A 25,436-nucleotide genomic window follows, 5' to 3' on the forward strand; every position below is an offset into this window, starting at 1 on the left:
TAATGGAAATCAGGGAAGAAAATATCATCAATATTCACAACTTTTTACCGCATCGCGAACCGATGCTCATGGCAGACTATATCCTGGAACTGACCAAGGAAAAAGTAGTGACTTCCTTTGAAATAAAAGAAGACAATATCTTTGTTCATAATAATGAATTGGCTGAAGCCGGCTTAATTGAAAATCTAGCTCAAACCTGTTCATCCATCCTTGGACAAAGCTTCTTTGAAAATCCGGAAGCGGATACCAAAGTGATAGGCTTTATTACCAATATCAAAAAGATTGAAATCTTCGGACTTCCAAAAGTAAGTGACAAGATCATTTCAAAAGCATCACTGATTTCCCAGTTTGAAAATATCTGCCACATCTTCTGTGAAACCTTCAATAATGATGAATTATTGATCCGAGCAGAAATTAACCTGTTTATTCAGGAGGTAAAATCGTAAAAAGAAAGAAAAAAGACTATAAAAGCTGTACATTTTGTGCAGCTTTTTGTTTTTTCATGAATGCATAGATTGGGGTTGTTATTTTTAACGCTATGGTCGCAAGGGAAATGTTTATTCTTATTATTTTAAAGTTCGCTAAGACGTTTCACTCAGCAAAGAATAATAATTATTTTTACGTAGAAAATTGCGACGTTTATCATTAAGTTTTGGCTAAAGCCAGATGAATTTTCATACTTTATTTAGGCGGGCTAAAGCCCACCTCTATTGAATTAAAAACTTGATCTCATCAAACGATTTCCCTTGCTGAGCGAAACACCTTTGTCATCCAAAAATATCCACATTAATAATCCTTCCGTGAACCTTGCGTTATAAAAACAGTCACTGAAAACATTACAGATCATTGTGAACATTTGTGGAGTTATTTGTGACATTTGTGTTTAAAAACCAGCATATTTCACGTGAAACATTCCACAGATCCGTGGAACATTCACTATCAGACAAGTACCTTATTTAAACAAAAAAGTGGAACATTTCTGCTCCACTTTACCTATTATTAAAACTAAAATATTAGTATCCGAAGATCTCTTCTAGAGACACTTCCTGGAATGTTCCCATCTTGTTGATAGAATCCATATTCAGGTTTTCTTTTTTACCGATGATTGCGGTATTGTATTGTACAGGTTTCACCTCCGTATTGTAGAATCCTGTTAACTGAGGCAGTGTCAATCCTTGGATCTCAGCATAAGTATCTTTTCTCAAATCATAATCAACCCCTAATTTTTTCAATGCTAACTGACTGAAGAATATATTAGTTCTGTTGATTCTGTTAGAAGCAATCTGCTTTAATGCAGAACCTCTTGCGTTTTCAAACTGAGTTGGAATTTGTGGTAACTCAGCCATCAGCTCACTCATAGCATTTACAGCTAATGGAAGCTTATTCGCCTGCGTTCCGATATAATTTGTGATATAGTTAGCATGTCCTTTTTCTGAAGCATTTGCATAAGAAACATACGCAGAATACGCTAATGACTTACTTTCTCTGATCTCCTGGAAAACGATAGATGATAGCCCTCTTCCAAAATATTCATTGAAAACATTAGACTTTCCGAAATTGCTTAGGTTTACAGCACTTCCTTTAGCTACTTTAGCCATTTCCATCTGTACCATATCATAATTCGTGAAATATACCTTTCCTGTTGTTGCTGGCTCTGCATATTCCTTTGCTTTCGCAGGCTGCAGACTTGCATTTACTATAAAAGGCTGTACCGCTTTCTCCATTCCAGCTTTGTCCTGTCCATAAAGAAGAACCTCGTAAGGATATTGATTCAGGGTTTTGATCTTTTTCACTAACTCTACAGCATCAATGCTTTCAAGACGAGCTTTAGAAATTACATCTGTCGTTCTTGAATCTTTTCCATATTTTGCATAGTTGGAAAGCGCACCCATAATTCTCACCTTATCTTTCTTAGCCGCTACTCTGGCTTCAAGGATAGTTTTTACAGTCTGGCTGTAAATAGCTTTATCTGCTTTTACATTGGTCATCCAGTGATTCATCAACTCCACGCCTTTTTTCATATTGCTTTCAAGCCCAGATAAAGTAACCGTAGTTTGATCATTAGACGCTCTGAAACTGTACGTAATTCCTAACTTATAAAACTCTTCTTTCAATTGCTCTGGAGAATATTTATCCGTTCCAAGATATTCAAAAAGAGTTCCTGCTAACGAAAGCTCTTTATCATTATCTGTTCCAAACGGGAAAACATAGCTTACCTGAGCAATCTCGTTGTACTTATTTTTAACAAAACTTACTGTCTTGTCTTTTACCTTTGAAGTCTGGATTGCTGTTTTATAATCGATGAACTCAGGCTTAATTTCAGCAACCTTTGTATTTAAAATATCTTTAAGGAAAGGAGATTGTGCTTCTCTGTTCAGCTTAATTGGTGTAATTCCCGGATTTTCTACACGAACAAGCTTATCATTTACTCCTTTTTCTTTGTACACTACTACATAGTTGTCTTTAAAGAAGTCATTCGCAAACTTCACTACATCAGCTTTAGTGATCTTTTCATACTGATTGATCTCATCCAGCTCCTGTTCCCATGTTCTTCCTTTGATATAAGAATCATAAAGCTCAGTAGCCAAACCATCCGCTGTTTCTAAACCTTTCATACGCTGAACCTTTTTATCATTTACGATAGCCTTCAGCATCCAGTCTGGGAATTGTCCTTTTTTAACAAGGTCAAGCTGATCTAATAATAACTTCTTAGCCTCATCAAAGCTTTGTCCATCTTTAGGAGTTACCACTAATCCGAACGTTCCATACATTTTGAATGGAGATTCGTAAGCACCTGCTCCTAAAGTTTTTTGTTTTTGATTAATATTAAGGTCAATTAAACCGGCATCACCCCTGTTGCTTAAGATTTCGGCTACCACATCTGCAAGTCTTGCCTCCTGGCTTCCATAAGAATCTGTTCTCCATGCCATGGTCATTCTTGGGGTAGATGGGCTCTTTACAGTTCTGGAAACAATCTGAGTCATTGGTTCCTCTGACACCATCTTTTTCATTGGAAGTTCCTTGTATTTGAAAGCTCCGAAATACTGATCAACTAATTTTATAGTTTTGTCAAAATCAAGATCTCCAACCAATACTACAGCCATGTTATTAGGCACATAATACGTATCAAAATATTTATGAATCGCCACCATTGAAGGGCTCTTTAGGTGTTCAGAAGTACCAATCGTGGTTTGTTGTCCGTTCGGGTGTTTTGGGAAAAGTGCTTCCATCAAAGCATAGTTTACCAAACGTCCGTCATTATCCTGTGCTCTGTTGTATTCTTCATACACCGCTTCTAACTCTGTATGAAAAAGACGAAGTACCAGTTCTGAAAAACGCTCCTTTTCAACTCTTAACCATTTTTCAAGTTCATTGGATGGAATATTGTTTTTGTAAACTGTCTCATCTAACCAAGTGTGAGCATTTGTTCCTGTTGCTCCCAGTGAAGAAATCGCTTTGTCATATTCATTAGCAATTGCATACTTTGAAGCTTCCAGGGAAACCTCATCGATCTTTTTATACAGTTCCTTCTTCTTGGCAGGATCTTTTTCAGCTTTATGCTGCTCATAAAGATCAGAAATCTGCTGTAATAAAGCTTTTTCCTTTGCCCAGTCCTGAGTTCCCAACTTTGAAGTTCCTTTGAAAACCATATGCTCTAAGTAATGAGCCAATCCGGTATTATCACTTGGGTCATTATTGGATCCTGTTCTTACCGGAATATAAGTCTGGATTCTTGGTGCATCTTCATTTTTAGCAAGATAAACCTTTAATCCATTCTTCAGGGTATATACTCTTACCCCAGCCTGGTCATTCTTTACCGTTTCATAAGTGTAACCCTGGGCGTCTGTTAGTTTTTGAGCCTCGAATTTCTGAGCCATAGCACTAAGCATGCAGAAAAGCGAAACAGAAATAAAAAATTTCTTCATAGTGGTTATTTAATAATTTTATATTCAAATTTCTAATCCATTAGTCTTATAACAGGAGCTACTTGTTACAGTTTCTCCATCATAAACCTACGTCATAAGTATTAACAGTACTTCCTAAGATTTCATTACATACAATTAGTTAAACATTCATGCTAAAAAACTGAATAAAACAAAAATTTTCTTTAGTAATAGAAATCAAGAAAGAAACCCTTACAGCAGTTTACACTTCATCAAACCGGGAAAACACAGCATTGTTAAGATTTCATCTCAAAACCTGATATAACCTCTATTTCAAAGCAATATCACAGTAATACTAAGCACAATTTTCATATTATGTATTTTCACTATTTTAGCCACCTGATTAAAAAGAATCAAAACAGATGAACCCTATCTCATCTGGAATCTAAAAAATTAAACATTATTCAGATGAAAAAACAAGACCTGCCTCAAGACGAAAGTAATCTGAAATCCGCTAACATGACAGAAGTTCTGTATGTAACGGATGAAAATGATAATTATACAACAGCAAACAGTACGGGCTGGGATGCGAAAAAGGCTGCTTTAGATGAATCCATGGAGCTTATTTATGAGAGAATTGAAGAAGCCAGGCAAAACGTTGCCAATAATATAGTAAGCCCTATCGTTTATTTTATGGAGTTTAATAAAATGGATCTGGGAGTACTCTCCTCTTATGTAGGAATGTGGCAATGGAGGGTAAAGAGACATTTTAAACCCAAAGTATTTAAAACACTGAGCGAAACTGCCCTGAAAAATATGCCGATGCATTCGGAATTTCAGTGAATGAACTCAAAAACTTCGACGGGAAATAAATGGAACGGCTGTTGCCTTTTATTTTTCATGAAAAAGATATAAACTGCAAATGAAATTAAACTTTGAACACCATCAGACTGCGCATTGCGAAAACGGTGTTGCTTCTAATCTACTGCTTAACAGAGGACTTAAACTGAGCGAACCTATGATCTTCGGAATTGGTTCAGGATTGTTTTTTGTTTATCTCCCTTTTTTGAAGGTCAATTTTGCTCCGGGCTTCAGCTATCGTCCGATGCCGGGTGCTATTTTCAGTAAAGCAGCCAAAAGATTAGGAATTAAAATTAAAAGAGAAAAATTCTCAAATCCTCAGGATGCTCAGAAAGCTCTGGAGAGAAACTTAGAACAGAATATCCCTACAGGACTTCAGGTAGGTGTTTTTAACCTTACCTATTTTCCGGAAGAATATAAATTCCACTTCAATGCCCATAATCTTGTAGTATATGGTAAAGAAGACGGAAAATTCCTCATCAGTGATCCGGTAATGGATTATACGACAACTCTTACAGAAGCAGAACTCGAAAAAGTAAGATATGCTAAGGGAGCACTTCCTCCAAAAGGGCATATGTACTACCCAATTTACATCCCGGAAGATGTTCACCTGGAAGAAGCGATAAAAAAAGGAATTAAGGATACCTGCAAAAACATGCTGGCTCCGGTACCGCTTATTGGAGTAAAAGCCATGAGATGGGTTGCTAAAAGTATTCCGAAATGGGCAGAAAAAAAGGAACAAAGGTAACTAACCATTATCTGGGACAGCTGATAAGAATGCAGGAGGAAATAGGAACAGGAGGCGGAGGTTTCAGATTCATTTATGGAGCATTCCTTCAGGAAGCTGCTGTTATTCTTAAAAATGACGAATTAAAAGAACTTTCAAAGGAAATTACCTCTATTGGTGACCTTTGGAGAGATTTTGCAGTAGATATTGCCAGAGTTTACAAAAACAGAAATGCTAAAAGCGACATCTACAACACATTATCAAAAACAATGCTTCATATTGCAGATTTAGAAGAAGCTTTCTATAAAAAACTGAGAAAAGCGATCTGATATGGCAGAGAATATGATTGAGATTAAAAATCTATATAAAAAATACAAAAATTCTGACGAGTTTTCTGTAAATGATATCTCTTTGAATATCGATAAAAATGAAATCTATGGAATTCTTGGACCTAACGGAGCAGGAAAAACAACCTTGATTTCCATGCTTTCGGGTCTAATTAAACCCACTTCTGGACAATTTACCATTGATGGACTGTCCCCACAAAAAGACAATTTCAAGATCAGAGAAATCATGGGAATTGTTCCTCAGGAATATGCGCTATATCCTACTCTTACTGCTAAAGAGAACCTGATGTTCTTCGGAAGCCTGTATGGTTTAAAGCATAAACAGCTTACCAAAGCTATTGATGATTCTTTGGAAATTATGGGACTTTCAAAATTTGCCAACAAACAGGTAGGCCAATTCTCAGGAGGAATGAAACGCCGTTGCAACCTCATCGCCGGAACCCTTCACAATCCGAAAGTTTTATTTCTGGATGAACCAACCGTAGGAGTAGATGTACAATCTAAAAAAGTAATCATTGATTTCCTTTTAGAGTTGAATAAAAACGGAACATGCATCATCTATACTTCCCACCACCTTTCTGAGGCAGAAGAATTCTGTACCAAGATTGCGATTATTGATAAAGGAAGAATTCATGCCGTGGGAACGCCTGAAGAACTTATTTCTCAGATTGCTCACGCAGAAAACCTAGAAGATGTTTTCATTTCATTAACCGGAAAAGAATTAAGAGATGTTGTTGTATAAACTGTGGAGAAGTTTTATTAAGGAAATTCTTCTGCTGAAAAGAGATATCGGAGGAATTGTCATTATTTTCGTAATGCCGTTACTTTTAATTGTAACCATTACTCTTATTCAGGATTCTACCTTTAAAAATCTTGAAGGTTCAAAAATCCCAATCATTTTTATCGATAATGATAAGTCTGAAGTTTCTAAAAATATAAAAGGCGAGCTGGAAAACAGTAAAACCTTCCAACTATTAACCAATTTCAACGAGAAATCGGCACAGGATGCTGTATTTGCAGGAGAGTATCAGATGGCTATCGTTATTCCTGAAAATCTTACAAAAGATTTAAATTCCAATATCGATTCCAAAGTTCAGACGATTGTAAGCTCATTTGGATTGGAAGGTGATTCTGCAAAAACAAAAATAGAGACTCCAAAAGCTAAAGAAATTCATTTGTATTTTGATCCGGCAACCAATGCAGGGTTCAAAAACTCTGTAATGAATTCCGTGAACAAAATGGTTTTTGAGATCGAAAATAAAAAGATCTACAAAGCATTCCAGGATCAGTTAGGTACTGAAGAAAATCTTGAAGAGAATAAAAACCTCATCAGTTTCAAAGAAATCACCCCGAAAAAAGGAGAAATGGACATTATGCCGAATTCCGTTCAGCATAACGTCCCGGCTTGGACTCTTTTTGCTATCTTTTTCATCGTAGTTCCTTTATCCATTAACCTTGTAAAGGAAAAAAGCCAGGGAACCAGTGTAAGAGCAAGAATAAGCCCTACTCCCTATTTCGTACATATTTTAGGGAAAACGTTTACTTATCTTATTATCTGTCTTATTCAGTTCTTATTAATGGTAGCTGTAGGGGTTTACCTTTTCCCATACATGGATCTTCCCGCATTTGATGTCTCCGGAAAGATGTTCCAGCTTGTAACAGTTACTTTATTCGCAGGACTTGCTGCCATCGGATTTGGAGTATTATTGGGAACCATTGCAGATACACAGGAACAATCGGCACCTTTTGGTGCGACATCGGTTGTGGTATTGGCTGCTATTGGTGGAATCTGGGTTCCGGTATTTCTAATGCCTGAATTTATGCAGACCGTAGCCAAGTTCTCTCCTATGAACTGGGGATTGAATGCGTATTATGATATTATTTTAAGAAACAGCGGAATCGGAGGCATTGCTAAAGAACTGGTATTCCTGTTTTTATTTTACATTGTAACCGTATCCATCTCTATTTTCTACGAAAGAAAACTTCATAATATTTAAACTATTTTATTACTAATATTGTCAGGAGATTACTGACACCATAAAACAAAACTCAGGAAGAAAAAGCATGCAGTCTAACGAAAATATATTAACCTGTACTGAAGAAGTAAGAGTCCGATTCAACGAGACAGATCCACTAGGCATTGTCTGGCATGGTCATTACATCGTTTATTTTGAAGACGGAAGAGAAGCTTTCGGACGCCAGCATGGTCTTACTTACCTTGACATTCAGAAAGCAGGCTATGTAACGCCTATTGTAAAGAGTACCTGCGAACATTTTCTTCCCTTAAAATATGGGGAAACCTTCAGAATTGTGACCACTTTTATCAATTCTGTTTCCGCAAAGCTTATTTATAAATATGAGCTTTTCAACCAGGAAGGCCAATTAGTGTGCAGCGGAGAAACCATTCAGGTATTTCTGGACAGCAATGGAAGTTTATGTTTATACAATCCGGAGTTTTTTCAAACCTGGAAAGATAAAATGGGATTATCATGAAGAAGGAAATTTATATAACAGACTATAACTGTGTAACTCCTCTAGGTTTTGATGTGGATTCCAACTGGAAGGCACTTTTAAACGGAAATTCTGGAGTTGCTTTACATAAAATTATAGAAAATCAGGATGCTTTTTATGCATCCGGAATCAATTCTGAAAAACTGAATGAAGAATTCAGTCGTGTTTTTGCTAACGATACCCAGCAGGAATTCACAAGATTGGAAAAAATGCTTCTTTTAAGCATGAAACCTTTGGTGGAAAAGCATCAAATAACAGAAGACACAGCTCTTATCCTTTCCACAACAAAAGGGAATATCAGTCTATTAAAAAATCAGACTGAGTTACCAGAAGGTGTTTATCTATCGCAACTAACTCAGAAAATCGCTGATTTTCTCGGATTTAAAACCAAACCTATTGTAGTCTCCAATGCATGTGTATCAGGAGTAATGGCTATTGCTGTTGCCAAGAATATGATCCAGGCAGGAAGATATAAAAGTGCCTTCGTGATCGCTGGAGATGAAATTTCTGAATTTGTGATCTCAGGCTTTAATTCATTTCAGGCGATTGGTTCAGAACCTTGCAAACCTTATGATAAAAACCGGAACGGAATCAATATCGGAGAGGCTGCAGCCGCAGCTTATATTACCTCACAGCCTTCCGAAAACGAGAGATTCAGATTTAAAGTATTAGGAGATTCTGCCATCAATGATGCCAATCATATTTCAGGCCCATCCAGAACAGGAGATGGTTTATATGGAAGTATCAGAAATGCGATGATGGAAGCCAATATTTCCGCAAAAGAAATCGATTTTATTTCAGCTCACGGAACGGCAACATTATATAACGATGAAATGGAAAGCATTGCATTCAGCAGAATGGAATTGCAAAACGTTCCTCTGAATAGCATGAAAGGATATTACGGGCATTGTTTAGGTGCTTCCGGCCTACTGGAAAGTATCATTTCTATGGAATCTGCTCTTCAAAATACTTTGATCCCTTCTAAAAACTTTGAAGAAATGGGAGTATCCGAACCGTTGAATATCATCAAAGAAAATCAGACTGCAACCGTAAAGTATATTCTGAAAACCGCATCTGGCTTTGGTGGATGTAATGCAGCAATTGTACTGGAAAAATGTTAAAATGAATAGGATGAAGAAAATAACCAGCTGCACCATAGAACATTCAAAAATAACCGTTGACGGAAATATTATTTTTGAAACCGAAAGCAATACATTCCCTGAATTTGCAAAAGAAGCCTATAAAAGCTTAGAACTCAGTTATCCGAAATTTCATAAAATGGACAGCCTAAGTAAATTAGCCTTTCTTGCTTCTGAAATGCTTTTAAAAGAGGAAGACGATCACAGCAGAACAGCTCTGGTCTTTGCCAACAGATCATCCAGTCTGGATACTGATTTCAAATACCAGGAAAGCATTAATTCACAGGAAAACTACTTCCCTAGCCCGGCAGTATTTGTATATACCCTACCCAATATCTGTGTAGGTGAAATCAGTATTAAACACAAAATGCAGACAGAGAATGCTTTCTTCGTTTTGGATGAATTTGATGAAAAATTTTTAAACGATTATAGCGAACAGATTCTCCAGTCCGGAAAAGCTGATAAAGTATTATGTGGCTGGGTTGAATTATTTCAGGAAAATTACAAAGCTTTTGTATATTTGCTAACCTTGTAAAAATGTAACACTATAAGTATGTAGAAATGTAACAATTTTAGCTATTGGTAAACTGGTACATGGACACATTGGTAAATTAATTAAATTATGGAAAACTTAAAAACTGAATTGAAGCACAAAATTATCGAAGTACTTAATCTTGAAGACGTTTCTGTAGAGGAAATCAAAGACACAGATCCATTATTTGGAGGGGGATTAGGATTAGATTCTATTGATGCTTTAGAATTAATCGTTCTTCTTGATAAAGATTACGGAATAAAATTAGCCGATCCTAAAAAAGGAAAGGAAATTTTCCAATCTATCGATACAATGGCTAAATTCATCGAAGACAACAGAACAAAATAAATTGATATAACTGTTTAACGGTGTATCAATGTACTAAGAATTGGTAAACTGTTACATTGATACATTGTTACATTATTTAATAACATGAGCCAGAAAATTGCCATAACAGGAATGGGCATCATTTCCTCCATCGGAAACAATGTGGAGGAAAATTTTATTTCATTGCAATCCGGAAAACACGGCATTTCAGATATTCAGATGTTTGAAACCCGTCATGCCGGAACTATTAAAACCGGTGAAATAAAATTATCCAATGAGGAGCTTGTACAGAAACTTCAACTTAACGAAGATAACAACGTCACAAGAACATCCTTATTAGGGATGATTGCCGCTAAAGAAGCTGTAGAAAGTGCAGGAATATCAGATATCAATGGTTACAGAACCGGACTGATTTCCTCTACCAGTGTGGGCGGAATGGATATTACTGAAAAATATTTCTATTCTTACGAAGACTTTCCTGAAAAGCAAAAATATATTGATGCTCATGACGCCGGAAATTCCTCATTGGTTATTGCCGATCATTTGGGGTTAAAAGGTATGGTTTCCACCATCAGCACTGCTTGTTCATCAGCAGCAAATGCCATTATGATGGGAGCTAAACTCATCAAAAACGGAGTTTTGGACCGTGTAATTGTTGGGGGAACAGATTCTCTTTCAAAGTTTACCCTGAACGGGTTTAATACCCTAATGATCCTTACGGATTCATACAATACTCCTTTTGATAACAACAGAAAAGGATTAAATCTTGGAGAAGCTGCGGCTTTTTTAGTCTTGGAATCTGAAGAAGTTGTTCAAAAGGAAAACAAACAGGTACTGGCTTATCTTTCCGGATACGGAAATGCCAACGATGCCCACCACCAGACGGCTTCTTCTGAAAACGGACAAGGTGCATTTTTAGCCATGCAGCAAGCTCTTAAAGTTTCAGGTTTACAAAAAGAAAATATCGATTACATCAATGTTCATGGAACAGCAACTCCTAATAATGATTTATCTGAAGGAATTGCTATGATCAGAATATTTGGGGAGAATAACGTTCCTGAATTCAGCTCTACAAAAGCATTTACAGGGCATACACTGGCTGCTGCTGCAGGAATTGAAGCCGTATTTTCAATTTTAGCCATCCAACATGGTCTTATTTTCCCGAATCTAAATTTCAAAACGAAAATGGAAGAGTTTGATTTAACTCCGGTTACTGAACTGAAAGAGAAAAATATCAATCACGTTCTTTCCAATTCATTTGGATTTGGCGGAAACTGTTCAACCTTAATTTTCTCGAAATAATGAGTGCAGTATACATCAACAGTGCAGCCTGCATCTCTGTTCAGGACACCTTAAACAAAAATATTCTTCAGAATCTTAACCCGGAAAATTCTGTGAAGCTTCTTAAAGCCATAGAACCTAATTACAAGGAATTTATTCCGCCGGCAATGATCAGAAGAATGTCAAAAACGGTAAAAATGAGTTCTGTAGCCTCACACTACGCTTTGAAAGATGCGGGAATTGAACAGCCGGATGCTATTATTGTAGGAACCGGAATGGGATGTTCACAGGATTCTGAAAAATTTTTGAAAAACGTGATTGATAATCATGAGGAATTCTTAACTCCAACATTTTTTATTCAGTCTACTCATAATACCGTTGCAGGCCAGATTGCATTGGGATTACAGTGCCACGCCTACAACTTTACCTATGTAAATACTTCGTCATCGTTGGAGTTTTCCTTTTTGGATGCCCAACTTCAGATTAAAGATGGTGAAGCTGAGAATGTTCTGGTTGGTTCTACCGATGAACAGACTGACAGAACCATGGAACTCTATTGTCTGAATAATACCATTAAAAAAGATTCAGATCTTCCTGCTGATTATCTGCATTCTACTACCAAAGGTGTTATTTGGGGAGAAGGAGCAAGTTTTTTCGTGGTTGGAAAAGATAAAACAGAAAATTCCTACGCAAAACTAGCTGACATTAAAATCAGTAATAGATTGGAACTTGAAGAAACTTCAGATTTTATTCAGGATTTTTTAACAAAGAACAATCTTTCAGCAAAAGATATTGATGCTGTTATGTTAGGCTTCAGTGGAGATGCAGATTCTGATACTTATTATACCAAAGCAATGGGTTTATTTCCTGATTCATCATTACTGTATTATAAACATCTAAGTGGAGAATTTAATACAGCAAGTGGTTTTTCTACGTTTATGGCTTGTCATATTCTTAAGGAGCAGCAGATTCCGGAAGTGATGATGATTAACGGAAAGAAAAAGGAAGAAGTAAAAAATGTACTTCTTTACAATCATCTGGCGGGGGATGATCATAGTTTGGTGCTACTGGAAAAAGCTTAGTTATTTTATTATAGTGTAATTTTGTCATTCAGAGCACAGGCTGAAGGCATGCGAACAAAGTTCAGGAGTGGAGCGTGGAATCTCAACATAGATAATTTGAATGTATTAGTTTAGACTCTTACAGAGTGACAAAAATAGTATTAAGAACATCTCAAAATCTGATAAAATGATGACTGTCATTCTGACGAAGGAAGAATCTCTACCTTTGTATTTCTTATAGCAGTGCAATTACAGAGTAAGAAATTGATCGATCAGAAATAAAAAACGCCCAATCATGAGACATTATTCATTCATCCTGTTTTATCTCTTCTGTAACGTTTTTATCTATGCGTTTCAGGGAAGTCTTTGGGTGTATATTGCATGTTTTCTTGCTTTTTCAGCAGTGGTAGTTTGGGGGTCATTTGCGATTGAGCTGGGATATTTCGTCAACAGTATTACTCATAAAAGAACAAAAATCAAGGAAATAGCCCTTACTTTTGATGATGGTCCTACTGAATTTACACCGAAGTTTTTAGACCTGCTCAAAGAACATCAGATAAAAGCGACTTTTTTCTGTATCGGAAAACAGATTGAAAAATATCCGGAAACCTTTCAAAGAATTATTACTGAAGGTCATACCATCGGAAATCACACCTTATCACATTCCAATTCAACAGGTTTTTTATCAACTTCAAAAATGATCGCAGAGATTGAAAACTGTGATAAAGTCATAACGAAAGTTGGCAATATACAAACCCATTTATACAGACCACCTTTCGGGGTTACCAATCCGAGTATTGCCAAAGCGATACAACGAACGCATAAAACAAGCATCGGCTGGAATGTCCGTTCTCTGGACACCGTTATTGATGATGAAAAGAAAATCTATCAAAGAGTAACTAAAAATCTGCGAAAAGGAAGCATTATTCTCCTTCATGATACTTCAGAAAAAACGTATCGCGTGCTGGCAGATTTATTAGTATTTTTGGCGGATAAAAAGTATTCAACTTTTACAGTTGATTCCATTACAAATTCAAGACAAAATGATTAAAAATATTGCTTTCGGAGCATTTTTACTGGTATCAGGTTTATTTTTTGCTCAAAATACGGCGATGTCCGGAGCAGAGGCTAAAGCATTTGTATCTAAGGTTTCTGCAGATACCAAAGAAATCAAAACTTTACAGAGTGATTTTACCCAGACCAAGAAAATGGATTTTCTGGATAAAAGTATTGTTACCTATGGGAAAATGTCTTTGCAGACGCCTAATATGCTGAGCTGGAAATACACCAAACCTTATCAGTACAGTATTGTTTTTAAAAGCAATAAAATCTACATCAATGACCAGGGGAAAAAATCTTCTGTAGATGCTAAGAGCAAGACTTTTGAGAAAATCAATAAACTGATTGTAGGAAGTTCAAACGGAACGATGTTCAACGATCCTGAGTTTACAGTAACTTATTTTAAAAACGGAAACTACAATGTGGCGAAATTTGTTCCGAAGACTTCACAGCTTTTAAAATATATCAAGCAGATTGAGCTTTCCTTCCCTAAAAACCAGTCTACAGTTTCTCAGGTAAATATGACTGAAGCTTCAGGAGATACAACGAATATTATTTTTAAAAATACAAAGATCAATGCTTCAATTCCTGCGTCAGAATTTACTTTATAGCCTGATTCTGTTACTGGCAGTTTCCTGTAAATCTTATCAGCTTACGGATGTAAAACCAGTTCCAACAAAGGAAAAAACAGTTGAAAATCTTTATTTTTCGTCTGCTGAAGATTATGTTTATAAATGTCAGATGGATATTTATAAAAATCATGTAAGCGGTATTCTGATTATTAAAAAAATTAATGAAACGACGCATCGTGTCGCATTAACTTCGGATTTCGGAAATAAACTGATTGATTTTGAAATTTCAGATCAAAACTTCAAGCTTAATTATGTTCTGCCGGATCTGGATAAAAAAATTGTCATCAACTTTCTGAAAAACGATTTCCAGCAGCTGTTAAAAAGACAATATCCGGTGGGTGAAAGCTTTGAAAATGACAATGCTAAAATCTATCTTTCTAAAATTGATAATAAAAGCTATTATTTATTCTTCAACAAAGAAAACAACCTCCTGAAACGGATCATTTACACGAAAAACAATAAGGAAAAGATCGATTTTACTTTTGATGCAAAAAAGCATATCTTCGCAGACAGCTTAAACTTACAACATAAGGATTTTAAGATCAATATAAAACTATTTCAAATAACCGAAACAGAATGATTTCCAATATGAAAACAGAGTAATATCGTTTTTCAAAGCGGAGTTTATCATCCATTTAATCTTAAAAATAAGATCATGCAGACTATTCTTACAGACTTTTATACTTTAACATCATACGAAAAGGCAGAAAACGGAAGCTTCACTGCTCATATCCATTTAAATAAGGATCACGATATTTTCAAGGGGCATTTCCCTGGAAATCCGGTAACTCCGGGAGTTTGTATGATGCAGATCATTAAAGAACTGACAGAAGAATTTACAGGTTCAAACTTATTTTTAAAAACAGCCTCTAATGTAAAATTTATGGCTATTATTAATCCTTTTGAGACTCCTGATCTGAAACTTCAGCTGGATATCACCGAAGATGGTGAGGATGTTAAAGTAAAAAATTCAACCTCTTTTGGCGAGACTATTGCATTGAAACTGTCTGTAAGCTATAAAAAATTAAGATCATGAAACTTATCTTATCCTTCGTAGCGGCATTTTTATTTTTCTTTCAGTCTGATCTTGATGCACTGAGAAACAGCTATGCCAAGGCTAATGAATCTACTACCAATACCTCCAACTTTATTGATGTTGCAGAGAAGCAATCGGGTTCTGATGCGGTAACTTTAGGATATAAAGCAGCTGCCAAAATTATGGAAGCTAAAGTATCTAAAGGAAACAGGAAGTCACTTGTAAAAACTGGCGCAACCAACCTTGAAGGAGTCATTAAAAGTAATCCCAATAATGCGGAACTTCGCCTGATAAGACTAAGTGTTCAGGAAAACATTCCTAAAATTGTGGGATACAGGGGAAGCTTAAAAGATGACAAAGCATTTCTTCTGAATAATTACAGCAAACAGAATGCAGCTTTAAAAAACTATATCAAAAGGTTTGCAATGCAGTCTAAAACTATTACCGAGGCTGAAAGAGCCACTTTAAAATAAAAACATGTCCCTTGCTGAAGTACAAAATACAATTTCTGAAAAGAAAATCTGTGTTTTAATACCTACCTACAATAATGAAAAGACCCTAAAAAGGGTAATTGACGGCGTTTTAGATTACACCGAAAGTATTATTGTGGTTAATGATGGTTCCACCGATTCTACGCCTCAAATTCTTAGCCAATATCCTCAGATCACTATAATCTCCTTACCGGAGAATAAAGGAAAAGGAAACGGGCTTAAAACAGGCTTCAGAAAGGCAAAAGAATTAGGATATAATCATGCTATCACCATTGACTCCGATGGACAGCATTATCCGGACGATATCCCTGTATTCGTAGAAGCTCTTCTTCAGGAAGATAAAGATGTTCTTCTGATTGGAAACAGAAATATGTCTCAGGATGGAATTCCAAAGAAAAGCAGCTTTGGAAACAGATTTTCCAATTTCTGGTTTTGGTTTGAAACCGGGATTAAACTGGAAGACACTCAATCCGGATACAGACTTTATCCTTTGCACAAAATTCCAAAGAAATATTTTACCCCTAAATTTGAATTTGAAATTGAGATTATCGTAAGAACTGCATGGAGACACATCCCGGTAAAGAATGTTCCTATTAAAGTTCTGTATGATCCAGCGGAGCGTGTTTCTCACTTCAGACCGTTTAAGGATTTTACCCGAATCAGTATTCTGAATACGATTTTGGTTACGATTACCTTGTTTTATATTATTCCGAGAAATTTCATCAATAATTTCAAAAAAAAAAGCTTTAAAAAGTTCATAAAAGAAGATGTACTGGAAAGTGACGGGACAAACCGTACAAAGGCTTTTTCTATTGCTCTTGGAGTCTTTATCGGACTTTCTCCTTTTTGGGGATTTCAGACTTTACTTGTGATCAGCTTATCTGTACTCTTCAAACTGAATAAAGTGCTGGCATTTGTAGCTTCCAATGTGAGCTTACCACCTTTTATTCCTTTTATTATTGCAGCCTCCTTATTTCTGGGAGCCCCATTTGTACATGGAGACAGTAATTTTCTCAGCCAGGATCTTAATTTTGATCTGATTAAGAATAATCTGCTTCAATATGTGATCGGAAGTTTTATCCTGAGCACCACACTGTCTGCCATTGCCGGAATAAGTACTTTCCTTTTCCTGAATAAACTGAATCCTGAGAATAATTAAAATAAAAAAGCCCCGAAAACACTCCGAAGCTTATACTTTTTTATTGTTTCTTAATCTTTTTATTGGTCTTATCAAGATATTTTTCAACCATCTTCCGATCCGGAACCGTTGTTATTTCTTTGGTAAGAGCCTTTTCAAACTCTGACTTTGCCTTTGAGTATTCTTTTTTGTGATAATAATATTTTCCACCCAGAAAATACACTTTCCAGAAATCAGGATTCAAAGACTGATAATAAGGGATAGCATCTTCTGTTAAACCAATATCTTTATTTTCTGCTGCTTCATTGATTTCTTTGCTCAACATTCTGGATATTTCATAATTTTCAAATTCTTCAGAATCGGCAAAGGGGTCACGTGGAATATTTAATTGTGACTCAGCAAAATCATTGGGCTTTAATAATTTACCTGAGAATATTTCATTGAGATCGTAACATACAAATTCTCCCAACTGATAGGGATTGGAAGAAACCCAAACCAGTTTCTTTTCAGGAGAAAATATAACCGCATGATGAGCCAATAGCTGATTTAATGCTTTCTCATTTCCATAGCCGATACTCTTATCCTTTAAACCTGATCTGTTTCTTAAAATAGAAGCCATTTTCTCTGGTGTCAGTTTTTTCTCTTCTTGTAAGAGTTCCTGAAGCTTTTCATAGCGGTATACCGAATGACTTTCTTCCATTTGCTTCTGATTTTTAACATCATCTTTATAAGCATCAGACTGAAAATGATTGGTGCAAAACACTTTACTTGTATTCTCTACTCTATATACTCCGAAATTTTTAGGTGAAACTTCGATAATAACAGCATTTCTATCATGAGCACTTCCCACCAGGATTGATTCTGAAACAAAAACATTCCTTTTTTTTGCAATGGCGATAGCCTCTTCTATGGTTTTAGCATATTGTAAAATCTCTCTTGTCACCAAAGAAATAGGGGTTTTCGCCGTTAAAGGAATCCTTGATTTTCCGGCATTGATGGTTACCGTAATTCCTTCTTTATTCATCCCGGAAACCACTCCTATCATTCCCGGCCAACTTACCGACATATAAGGAATCCCATCTTCCGGTTCCACAAATTCTACCAATTTATTTTGAGCGAATTCATCTCCTACATAAAAATCGAAATTTCTTCCGATCAGCATATCTCCATCCTCTGTATTTTCGTTCCAGACTGCCAGAGAAGTACAGCCTACCATTGCCAGATCCTGCATGGCATGCCCAATATCATGGGCACCGTGTAAATATAAATTTCTCAGGTATCGTGAAGCAATAAAATCATATTGGTCAGACGAATATTGTGACAGACCATATAATTCTGCCTGATAGTCTTCTCTTACATTCAGATACATTTTACGGTTGTACCATTTAAAAAGGTATTCAAAAGCCTCTGTTTAAACTTTGAAGGAACAAAACCTTCCACTTTGGAGAAGAAGACTCCCTCTTGTTTCTGCATCAGATCCTGAGTTAATGCTCCGTTATTATAACCCAACTGTAATGGATTACCTTTAATATAAAGCTCCCAAAGCTGCTGTTTATTTTTAGTAAGAAAATTCTGATTATAGCTGAACGTACTGTCGTTGATCTTTTTAACCTTCGGAATTTCCAGGGAATATTGCTTTACATCGGGGAGATGATGAACAGATTTAGACACCCCACACGCACTCAGGAGAAAGGAAAAAAGGAAATATATGAAGAGCCTTTTATATGACAGGTATTGGGTTTTAGTTTTTTTCACGGTTTGTTTATTAAGTCATTGGATCCAAACGGCTGTCAATAGTATCTTTTCCCAGAATTTCAGCACAGGTATTGAATGCGCCAATGGTTACACCCAAAATTCCATGCATATTTACAGATTGGCCTGTAAGAAAGAGATTATCAATTTTGGTACGGGGAGAAACCATCGTTTTAAGAGGATTATCTGAGTTTTTCATATAACCATACATATTTCCTTCAAAACTCCCGATATAATCCCGATAAGATAAGGGAGAAGAAGTATATATCTGTTGAATAGCATGTCTTAATCCAGGAATCTTCTTTTCCAGAGCATCAATCAGTTTTTCAGTTTTTTCTAGCTTGAACTGTTCATACTGCTCCCCTCTTTCATGGGCATCAGCTACGGTATTCACTGTATTTTCCCATTGTTTCACCTCATCAAAATCCATATAAGAAATAGCGGTAAGGCTTTCTGCAAATTCGGGGTGATGCTTTGATGGTGTAGATGAAAGCATATAGGTTTCCGGCCAGTTTTTTTTATTGTAGCGATATGCATTCCAGACCTGATCTTCAGAGGAATAATGATAAATATTATAATTAAAATTAGGTAAACTCCCGGGTTTTAAAATAATATAAACGCTAAAGCAGGATGAAACCGGCTGCCAGCTTAAAACCCTGTTCAGAAAAGATTTTTTCAGTTTTTCTTCTCCAATAAGCTTAATTGTAGAACGTATTTCAATATTGGAAATAAACTGCTTAGCAGCATACTCTTTCCCCGACTTCGTTTTTACAGAGGTCAGCCTGTTATTTTCATTAAAAATAAATTCTGAAACTTCTGAATGTTTATGAACTTCAGCACCATACTGACGAAGCTTCCGGATCAGCAATTTAGAGATCTGGCTTCCCCCTTTTACACATTTATAAGCACTTTGTACATAAGAGTTCACCGTTAAAGCATGAACATAAAAAGGAATATTTTCAGAATCTCCCGCATACAGGAAATTGGAGCCTAATAAAACGGCCTGAAGTGTTTTATTCTGAGTTACAGATTCAATGAACCTCTTGGTATTTAAATGCAGGATCTCTTCATTGTAATTGTCTTTTCCTACTACATGATATCTTGGAAACTGGCTGCAGACATACTGAATCTCTTCACAATAATTTTCAAGATTTTCTTTTTCTTCTGGAAAATAGGCAGATAGCTGTTCTACAAAGTTTTCATAGCCCTGAGCGTGTGGATATTCAATACCTTCATCTCCGAAAGAAATCCTGTCATACCCATCTTCATCCATTTTCTGAAGTTCCAGCTCATCCATAATCTCCAGATAGGAGAAAAAACGGTTCAGATTCTGACCCTTTGAAAGCCCGCCCAAATAATGAACTCCGGTATCAAAAATGAGCTTATCTCTTGAAAAAGTCTGGAGATTTCCGCCATACTGGTTGTTTTTTTCCAGCACGCAAACCTTCAGGCCTTCTTTCGCTAAAACAAGAGCCGAAACAAGACCTCCCAATCCGCTGCCGATTACAAGTATGTCATATTCTTTTTTCAAAGGAGAATGTGCTTTTTAAATTAAGAGATCGGGAAATTAAGAAATTTGGATATTATTCTGTGAATACTGTACAGGAAAATCCTATTTGAGTAATATCTTTTTGAATTTCGGTTTCTCAGGATTTCTTAATGGTTTTGAGTTTTATTAGTTTTTAGGGGATAAAAATAGAAAAATTAATCAACATCATCCCAAAAGTCGAAATAATTAAACCATTGAAGCGGATATTTTTTCACCATGGTTTCAAGGTTTTGAACATAAGACTGTAAAAGTCCCTGAGAATCCCTGTTCTTGATATTCTGAGCTACTCTTGCATACAAATGATAATGAAGGTTCTTTTCTTTCATCACATAGACATACACAACGGGTACGCCCAATCGGGAAGCAATAAGAAATGGCCCTGCCGGGAATTTGGCACTTTTCCCTAACAGATCTGCTTCCAGGAATTTTGAACCTTCAAAATAGCGGTCTCCGGTAAAGCAGATTAATTCATTATTAGAAAGAGCCTGATTGATCTCAAAGATATGCGACATATCTTCTTTCACATAAATGAACTTGATATTGCTCTCTTTTACAGAAACACTTTCAAGATATTCTTTAATAACAGTTACTTCCTGATCTGTAGTGACCAGATTGATCTGACAATCAAAATCGATATCTGCAAAGAAATGTTCCGCCACTTCAAAATTACCGATATGGGCACTGATAAGCACCCCTCCTTTTTGGCAGCTAAAAGATTTCTCAGGTTTTCAATACCATCAAATTCATAGGTATATTTGTCTCTCAATCCGGCAGAAATAGCCGTTTTATCAATTAAAACCTGCCCGAAGGTGAAGTAACTTTTAAAAATGGAGCGTTTAGCCTTCCAATAGCTAAGATTAAGTCTTTTTTGAAAATAGTATAGAATGTATTGGTTGCTTTTTTTCTGAAACAGAACGTAGTAAGCAGCCACAAAGTACAATACAAAATATGAACTTCTGATTCCGATATTTCTAATACACCAGACAAATATCCTGTACCCCAGAACCGTCCCTTTAGATTTACCTTTCCACTTGTTCATATATTCAATTTGCTAATATAAAAGTGTACCAATGTAACAATATCTCCGAGTATCCTCTTCTATTATTACATTGGTACATTGTAAGGAATATAGATTACTTAATAACTATGCGTTTTTTTCAGCGATCTTATTTTCAATCGTTGTATAGAAATCATCAAATGTTACCATTTTTTTGAAATCTGCTTCTCCTAATTTCACTCCGAAATTGGATTCAATCACTACGACCATATCAATATAATCTAAGCTGTCTAGTCCCAGTGTATTTTTAAGGTTGGCATCATTACTGATTTCGTCCCCGTCAACTTCAAATTCGTTTACAAGAAAATCATTAACAATAGCAACAATTTTTTCCCTTTCCATGTTTTTAATCAAATTTTTTAACTATTAGTGCAGAATTGGTTCCCCCGAACCCAAAAGAATTTGACAAAAATACATCAATTTTTTGATTTTTTGTTTTGGAGACTAAATTTATCTTTTGAGCCTCATTATCAGGATTTTCCAGATTAATATTTGGAGCAACAAAATCATTCTGCATCATCAGAATTGAGTAGATAACTTCACTTGCACCAGCCATCCAGCACTCGTGTCCCGTCATGGATTTCGTAGAACTTACCGGAACCTCACTTCCAAAGATCTCATAAATGGCTTTGGCTTCGTTAGCATCACCAATGGGTGTTGAAGTAGCGTGAGCGTTGATATAATCGATATCTGACGCTTTCAATCCGGATTGCTTTAAAGCTCTGTCCATTGCTAAGGCTGGGCCATCTACATTTGGGGTTGAAATATGCCCTCCGTTTGAGGAAAAGCCGTAGCCAATAATTTCTGCAATGATTGGAGCTCCTCTTCTTTGGGCAGATTCCAGGCTTTCAACAATTAAAGAAGCGGCTCCACCACTTGGTATTAAGCCATCTCTGTCTGTATCAAACGGCCTTGAAGCTTTTGTAGGCTCGTCTTCTCTTGCTGAAAAAACACCTAATCCATCAAAGCTGGCCATAGAGTATTTGTTGGTTTCCTGAGCACCGCCACAGATAATCATATCCTGAAAACCATTCTTAATCATCATATAAGCCAATCCTAAAGAGTGTGAGCCACTTGCGCAAGCTGCACTGATCGTAAGATTAATTCCTTTCAATTTAAAAATAGTAGAAAGGTTCATCGTTACTGTTGAATTCATTGATTTAAAGATCGCACCCGATCCCATCAATGTAGTATCTTTCTTTTCCCTTGCAATGTCGATAGATTCTACCACTGCCTGAGAAACACTGTCGTTTCCGTATAAAATCCCAACTTCATGGGTATCTAAAAATGTTTCGTCAAGATTGGCCTGTTTCAGAGCATCGAGGGTAGCCAGATAAGCGTATTCGCTTTCTTCACCCATGCTTACACGCTGGCGTCTGTTCAGAAGATTTTTTAAATCAGGTTTCGGAACTGTTCCTGTAAGCCCTGATCTGAAACCGAATTCTTTTCTGTCCTGATCTAAAACAATACCGGATTTTCCTTGATATAGGGATTCCCTGACCTCTTCTAAAGACGTCCCGATGCAGGAATAAATTCCCATTCCGGTAATTACAACCCTATTTTCCATGTGTTCATATTGAATTTAACAATGTAACAGTCTAGCAATGTAACAATATTTCATTGAAATTCAATCAACATCGGTACGCTGGTACATTGGTATATTGTTAGATTATTTATGAGTAGATTCCGCCGTTAATATTAATTACTTCTCCTGTAATGTATGAAGATTTTCTGGAAGCCAAAAATGCTACAAGATCTGCCACTTCTTCTGCTTCACCAAACCTGTTGGCAGGAATCATTGCCTTTAGCTCATCTTCATTGAACTCCTGAGTCATATCGGTTTTAATAAACCCTGGTGCTACTGCATTTACAGTAATATTTCTCTTCGCAACTTCCTGTGCAAGGGCTTTTGTAGCTCCTACCAATGCTCCTTTAGCTGCTGAATAATTCGTCTGCCCTGCTGTTCCTTTTACTCCGGATACAGAAACCATATTGATGATTCTTCCGTATTTGTTACGAAGTAATTTTTGAATAAAGAAATTAGTAACATTAAAGAATCCGTCTAAACTGGTATTGATAACACTACTCCAGTCTTCTTTCTGCATCCACATAAAAAGACCGTCTCTTGTAATTCCGGCGTTATTAACGATTACTTCTACCACTGCCTCAGGATTATTTTCCTGCCAGGCTGTTAATACCTGTTGTACTTCTTCAGTATTTCCTACATCAAACTTAAGGATTTCTCCCGTAGCTCCAATCTCTTCTACTTTAGCCAAAGTCTCCTTTGCTGCCGCTTCGTTGGAAGTGTAGTTAATAAGTATATGATAGTTTTTCTCTTCAGCCAGTTTTATACAGATTGCCCTCCCGATTCCTCTGGAGCCTCCTGTTACGATTGCACATTTCATGCGTTAGTGTTTATTTTGTTTTAGTTTTTTTAAGTTACCTTGTTTTTCTTTTTTAAAGACAATTGAGTATTACAAATAATTACATTGACTTTAAATATTTCCTTACTTCTTCCAGATACGGATACATCACCATATCATCTGAGAATGCAGGGATTATTTTTCTGATCTCATCATACAATTCTTTTGTAGACGATGAAATTTCGTTCTGGAAACCGAGATATTCAATAGCCTGAACGATAGTAATCGCTTCAATGGCCAATACTTCAAAAGCATTTTCAATGACCTTTCTGCAGATTACAGCTGCATTGGTTCCCATGCTTACGATATCCTGATTATCATTATTATTCGGAATACTGTGAACATACATAGGATTAGACAACATCTGGCTTTCTGCTGTAGTAGAAGTTGCTGTAAACTGTACGCCCTGCATTCCGAAATTGAAACCTAATTTACCTAAATTTACAAAAGGAGGCAAAATTTCATTGATTTTAGCATTTAAAAGATAGTTCAACTGTCTTTCTGCAAGCATCGTAAGTTTAGTAACTACAATTTTCAGTTTATCCATTTCCAGAGAGATATAATCACCGTGGAAATTTCCGCCGTGGTAAACATGCTGATCTTCAACATTGATAATCGGGTTATCATTAGCAGAGTTGATCTCATTTTCAAGAACTTTCTCTGTATATTCCAATGTATCTAATACCGGACCTAAAATCTGCGGAACACATCTTAAAGAATAATATTCCTGTACTTTTTCTTTGAAGACTTTTTCCTGTTCTTCAAAGTGCGTATATAAATGGTCTTCTCTTTTTCTGATCAGTTTACTGTCAGCAAGGTGTGCACGCATTCTCTCCGCTACTTTCTGCTGGCCATAATGTCTTTTTGTTCCATTTAAGGCTTCTGAGAAATGATCGTCATAAGCCTGAACAATCTCGTTAATTGCACAGGAAAGTTTAATGGAAATATCTGTTAGCTGATTTGCTTTATAAGCATTAACAATACCAATTCCTGACATTACGGAAGTTCCGTTCATCAAAGCAAGACCTTCACGGATCTCCACCTGTATTGGTTGTAGTCCTTCAATTTCAAAAACATCTTTGGTAGACTTCCTTTCTCCTTCATAGAAAACCTCTCCTTCTCCAATCAATACCAAGGCAAGGTGAGCTAGCTGAACAAGGTCACCACTCGCACCTACACCTCCATGCTCGAAAATCAATGGAACAATATCTCTGTTGATCAACTCCTGAAGAAGATAAATAACAGACTCATGCACTCCTGAGTTTCCTAATGATAAGGTATTCATTCTCGCCAGCATACAGGCTTTTACTTCCTGAGCAGGCAAAGGATTTCCAATTCCCGAAGAATGACTTCTGATAAGATTATACTGAAGCTGGTGTGTATCCTCATCACTGATTTTGAATTGCGCCATGGGCCCAAAACCGGTGTTCACACCATATATTACTTTATTTTTTGAAAACTCCTTTAAAAACTGAAAACTTGTATTCACTCTTGATAAAAGTGATTCATCCAGTTCTATTTTTTCATTTCCAATGATAATTTTTTGAAAGTCTTTCAGTTCTAAAAAGTTATTTATTTTCATCAATTAAAAGTAATAGTTGATAATTTTGTAAATATTAATTAATTGTC

Annotated in this window: 21 protein-coding genes and 4 pseudogenes; 17 read left to right on the forward strand and 8 right to left on the reverse strand. The window is 36.3% G+C overall.

The genetic code is table 11. From position 1 onward, the window contains the following. The first annotated feature begins 2 nt into the window (after window positions 1–2). Window positions 3–446, forward strand: a complete 444-nt coding sequence (locus tag BOQ64_RS15225) for an ABC transporter permease (protein WP_129059313.1) — start codon at window positions 3–5, stop codon at window positions 444–446. A gap of 567 nt (window positions 447–1,013) precedes the next feature. On the opposite strand, the gene BOQ64_RS15230 is transcribed toward BOQ64_RS15225, so the two are convergent. Next, window positions 1,014–3,926: a M16 family metallopeptidase gene (locus BOQ64_RS15230; RefSeq protein WP_129059314.1), complete on the reverse strand. Its 2,913-nt coding sequence runs from the start codon at window positions 3,924–3,926 to the stop codon at window positions 1,014–1,016. A gap of 426 nt (window positions 3,927–4,352) precedes the next feature. Between BOQ64_RS15230 and BOQ64_RS15235 the strand changes: the two are divergent. The 16 genes and pseudogenes from BOQ64_RS15235 (at window position 4,353) to BOQ64_RS15310 (ending at window position 17,047) form a co-directional block, all read left to right on the forward strand. Then, window positions 4,353–4,756, forward strand: a pseudogene (locus BOQ64_RS15235) (hypothetical protein). A gap of 50 nt (window positions 4,757–4,806) precedes the next feature. Further along, window positions 4,807–5,801, forward strand: a pseudogene (locus BOQ64_RS15240) (BtrH N-terminal domain-containing protein). A 1-nt stretch (window position 5,802) separates the two neighbouring features. Then, a complete protein-coding gene (locus BOQ64_RS15245) occupies window positions 5,803–6,561 on the forward strand; it encodes an ABC transporter ATP-binding protein (RefSeq protein WP_129059315.1) in 759 nt (252 codons plus the stop codon). Next, window positions 6,548–7,816 (forward strand): ABC transporter permease, encoded by a 1,269-nt coding sequence (locus BOQ64_RS15250; protein ID WP_129059316.1) that lies wholly within the window; start codon window positions 6,548–6,550, stop codon window positions 7,814–7,816. Before BOQ64_RS15245 ends, BOQ64_RS15250 begins: the two co-directional genes overlap by 14 nt. Window positions 7,817–7,883: 67 nt before the next feature. Continuing rightward, window positions 7,884–8,312 (forward strand): acyl-CoA thioesterase, encoded by a 429-nt coding sequence (locus tag BOQ64_RS15255; RefSeq protein WP_129059317.1) that lies wholly within the window; start codon window positions 7,884–7,886, stop codon window positions 8,310–8,312. Then, entirely contained in the window at window positions 8,309–9,451 is a 1,143-nt protein-coding gene (locus BOQ64_RS15260) for a beta-ketoacyl synthase N-terminal-like domain-containing protein (protein ID WP_129059318.1), read from the forward strand. The genes BOQ64_RS15255 and BOQ64_RS15260 overlap by 4 nt, the downstream gene beginning before the upstream one ends. Before the next feature lie 10 nt (window positions 9,452–9,461). Continuing rightward, window positions 9,462–10,004: a 3-oxoacyl-ACP synthase gene (locus BOQ64_RS15265; RefSeq protein ID WP_129059319.1), complete on the forward strand. Its 543-nt coding sequence runs from the start codon at window positions 9,462–9,464 to the stop codon at window positions 10,002–10,004. Window positions 10,005–10,091: 87 nt separating this feature from the next. After that, window positions 10,092–10,349: a phosphopantetheine-binding protein gene (locus tag BOQ64_RS15270; protein WP_034692439.1), complete on the forward strand. Its 258-nt coding sequence runs from the start codon at window positions 10,092–10,094 to the stop codon at window positions 10,347–10,349. An 84-nt stretch (window positions 10,350–10,433) separates the two neighbouring features. Beyond that, complete coding sequence (locus BOQ64_RS15275) at window positions 10,434–11,630, forward strand: beta-ketoacyl-[acyl-carrier-protein] synthase family protein (protein WP_129059320.1); 1,197 nt, start codon at window positions 10,434–10,436, stop codon at window positions 11,628–11,630. Next, window positions 11,630–12,691, forward strand: a complete 1,062-nt coding sequence (locus tag BOQ64_RS15280; RefSeq protein ID WP_129059321.1) for a beta-ketoacyl synthase N-terminal-like domain-containing protein — start codon at window positions 11,630–11,632, stop codon at window positions 12,689–12,691. Before BOQ64_RS15275 ends, BOQ64_RS15280 begins: the two co-directional genes overlap by 1 nt. A gap of 274 nt (window positions 12,692–12,965) precedes the next feature. Further along, window positions 12,966–13,721, forward strand: a complete 756-nt coding sequence (locus BOQ64_RS15285; RefSeq protein WP_129059751.1) for a polysaccharide deacetylase family protein — start codon at window positions 12,966–12,968, stop codon at window positions 13,719–13,721. Then, window positions 13,714–14,340 (forward strand): LolA family protein, encoded by a 627-nt coding sequence (locus BOQ64_RS15290; protein WP_129059322.1) that lies wholly within the window; start codon window positions 13,714–13,716, stop codon window positions 14,338–14,340. The genes BOQ64_RS15285 and BOQ64_RS15290 overlap by 8 nt, the downstream gene beginning before the upstream one ends. Then, on the forward strand, window positions 14,306–14,941 hold the full coding sequence (locus BOQ64_RS15295) for a hypothetical protein (RefSeq protein ID WP_129059323.1): 636 nt from the start codon (window positions 14,306–14,308) through the stop codon (window positions 14,939–14,941). The genes BOQ64_RS15290 and BOQ64_RS15295 overlap by 35 nt, the downstream gene beginning before the upstream one ends. 75 nt (window positions 14,942–15,016) lie before the next feature. Then, on the forward strand, window positions 15,017–15,397 hold the full coding sequence (locus tag BOQ64_RS15300) for a 3-hydroxyacyl-ACP dehydratase (RefSeq protein ID WP_129059324.1): 381 nt from the start codon (window positions 15,017–15,019) through the stop codon (window positions 15,395–15,397). Beyond that, the gene (locus BOQ64_RS15305; RefSeq protein WP_129059325.1) at window positions 15,394–15,870 is read left to right on the forward strand and encodes a hypothetical protein; all 477 of its coding nucleotides are present in this window, start codon (window positions 15,394–15,396) and stop codon (window positions 15,868–15,870) included. Before BOQ64_RS15300 ends, BOQ64_RS15305 begins: the two co-directional genes overlap by 4 nt. 4 nt (window positions 15,871–15,874) lie before the next feature. Continuing rightward, window positions 15,875–17,047 (forward strand): DUF2062 domain-containing protein, encoded by a 1,173-nt coding sequence (locus tag BOQ64_RS15310; protein WP_129059326.1) that lies wholly within the window; start codon window positions 15,875–15,877, stop codon window positions 17,045–17,047. Window positions 17,048–17,087: 40 nt separating this feature from the next. Here the strand turns inward: BOQ64_RS15310 and BOQ64_RS15315 are convergent. From BOQ64_RS15315 to hutH, 7 genes and pseudogenes are all read right to left on the reverse strand, one after another. Beyond that, window positions 17,088–18,757 (reverse strand): annotated as a pseudogene (locus BOQ64_RS15315) (C45 family autoproteolytic acyltransferase/hydolase). A gap of 34 nt (window positions 18,758–18,791) precedes the next feature. Continuing rightward, on the reverse strand, window positions 18,792–20,309 hold the full coding sequence (locus BOQ64_RS15320) for a phytoene desaturase family protein (RefSeq protein WP_129059328.1): 1,518 nt from the start codon (window positions 20,307–20,309) through the stop codon (window positions 18,792–18,794). A gap of 173 nt (window positions 20,310–20,482) precedes the next feature. Further along, window positions 20,483–21,366: pseudogene (locus BOQ64_RS15325) on the reverse strand (lipid A biosynthesis acyltransferase). Window positions 21,367–21,471: 105 nt separating this feature from the next. After that, window positions 21,472–21,726, reverse strand: a complete 255-nt coding sequence (locus BOQ64_RS15330; protein WP_047377388.1) for an acyl carrier protein — start codon at window positions 21,724–21,726, stop codon at window positions 21,472–21,474. A 4-nt stretch (window positions 21,727–21,730) separates the two neighbouring features. Beyond that, complete coding sequence (locus BOQ64_RS15335; protein ID WP_129059329.1) at window positions 21,731–22,951, reverse strand: beta-ketoacyl-[acyl-carrier-protein] synthase family protein; 1,221 nt, start codon at window positions 22,949–22,951, stop codon at window positions 21,731–21,733. A 106-nt stretch (window positions 22,952–23,057) separates the two neighbouring features. Further along, complete coding sequence (gene fabG, locus BOQ64_RS15340) at window positions 23,058–23,789, reverse strand: 3-oxoacyl-ACP reductase FabG (protein WP_129059330.1); 732 nt, start codon at window positions 23,787–23,789, stop codon at window positions 23,058–23,060. 79 nt (window positions 23,790–23,868) lie between these two features. Next, window positions 23,869–25,389, reverse strand: a complete 1,521-nt coding sequence (gene hutH / locus BOQ64_RS15345) for a histidine ammonia-lyase (protein ID WP_185147081.1) — start codon at window positions 25,387–25,389, stop codon at window positions 23,869–23,871. Window positions 25,390–25,436 lie beyond the last annotated feature (47 nt).

The sequence above is a fragment of the Chryseobacterium sp. CH25 genome, assembly GCF_004119455.1.
Classification (GTDB): domain Bacteria; phylum Bacteroidota; class Bacteroidia; order Flavobacteriales; family Weeksellaceae; genus Chryseobacterium.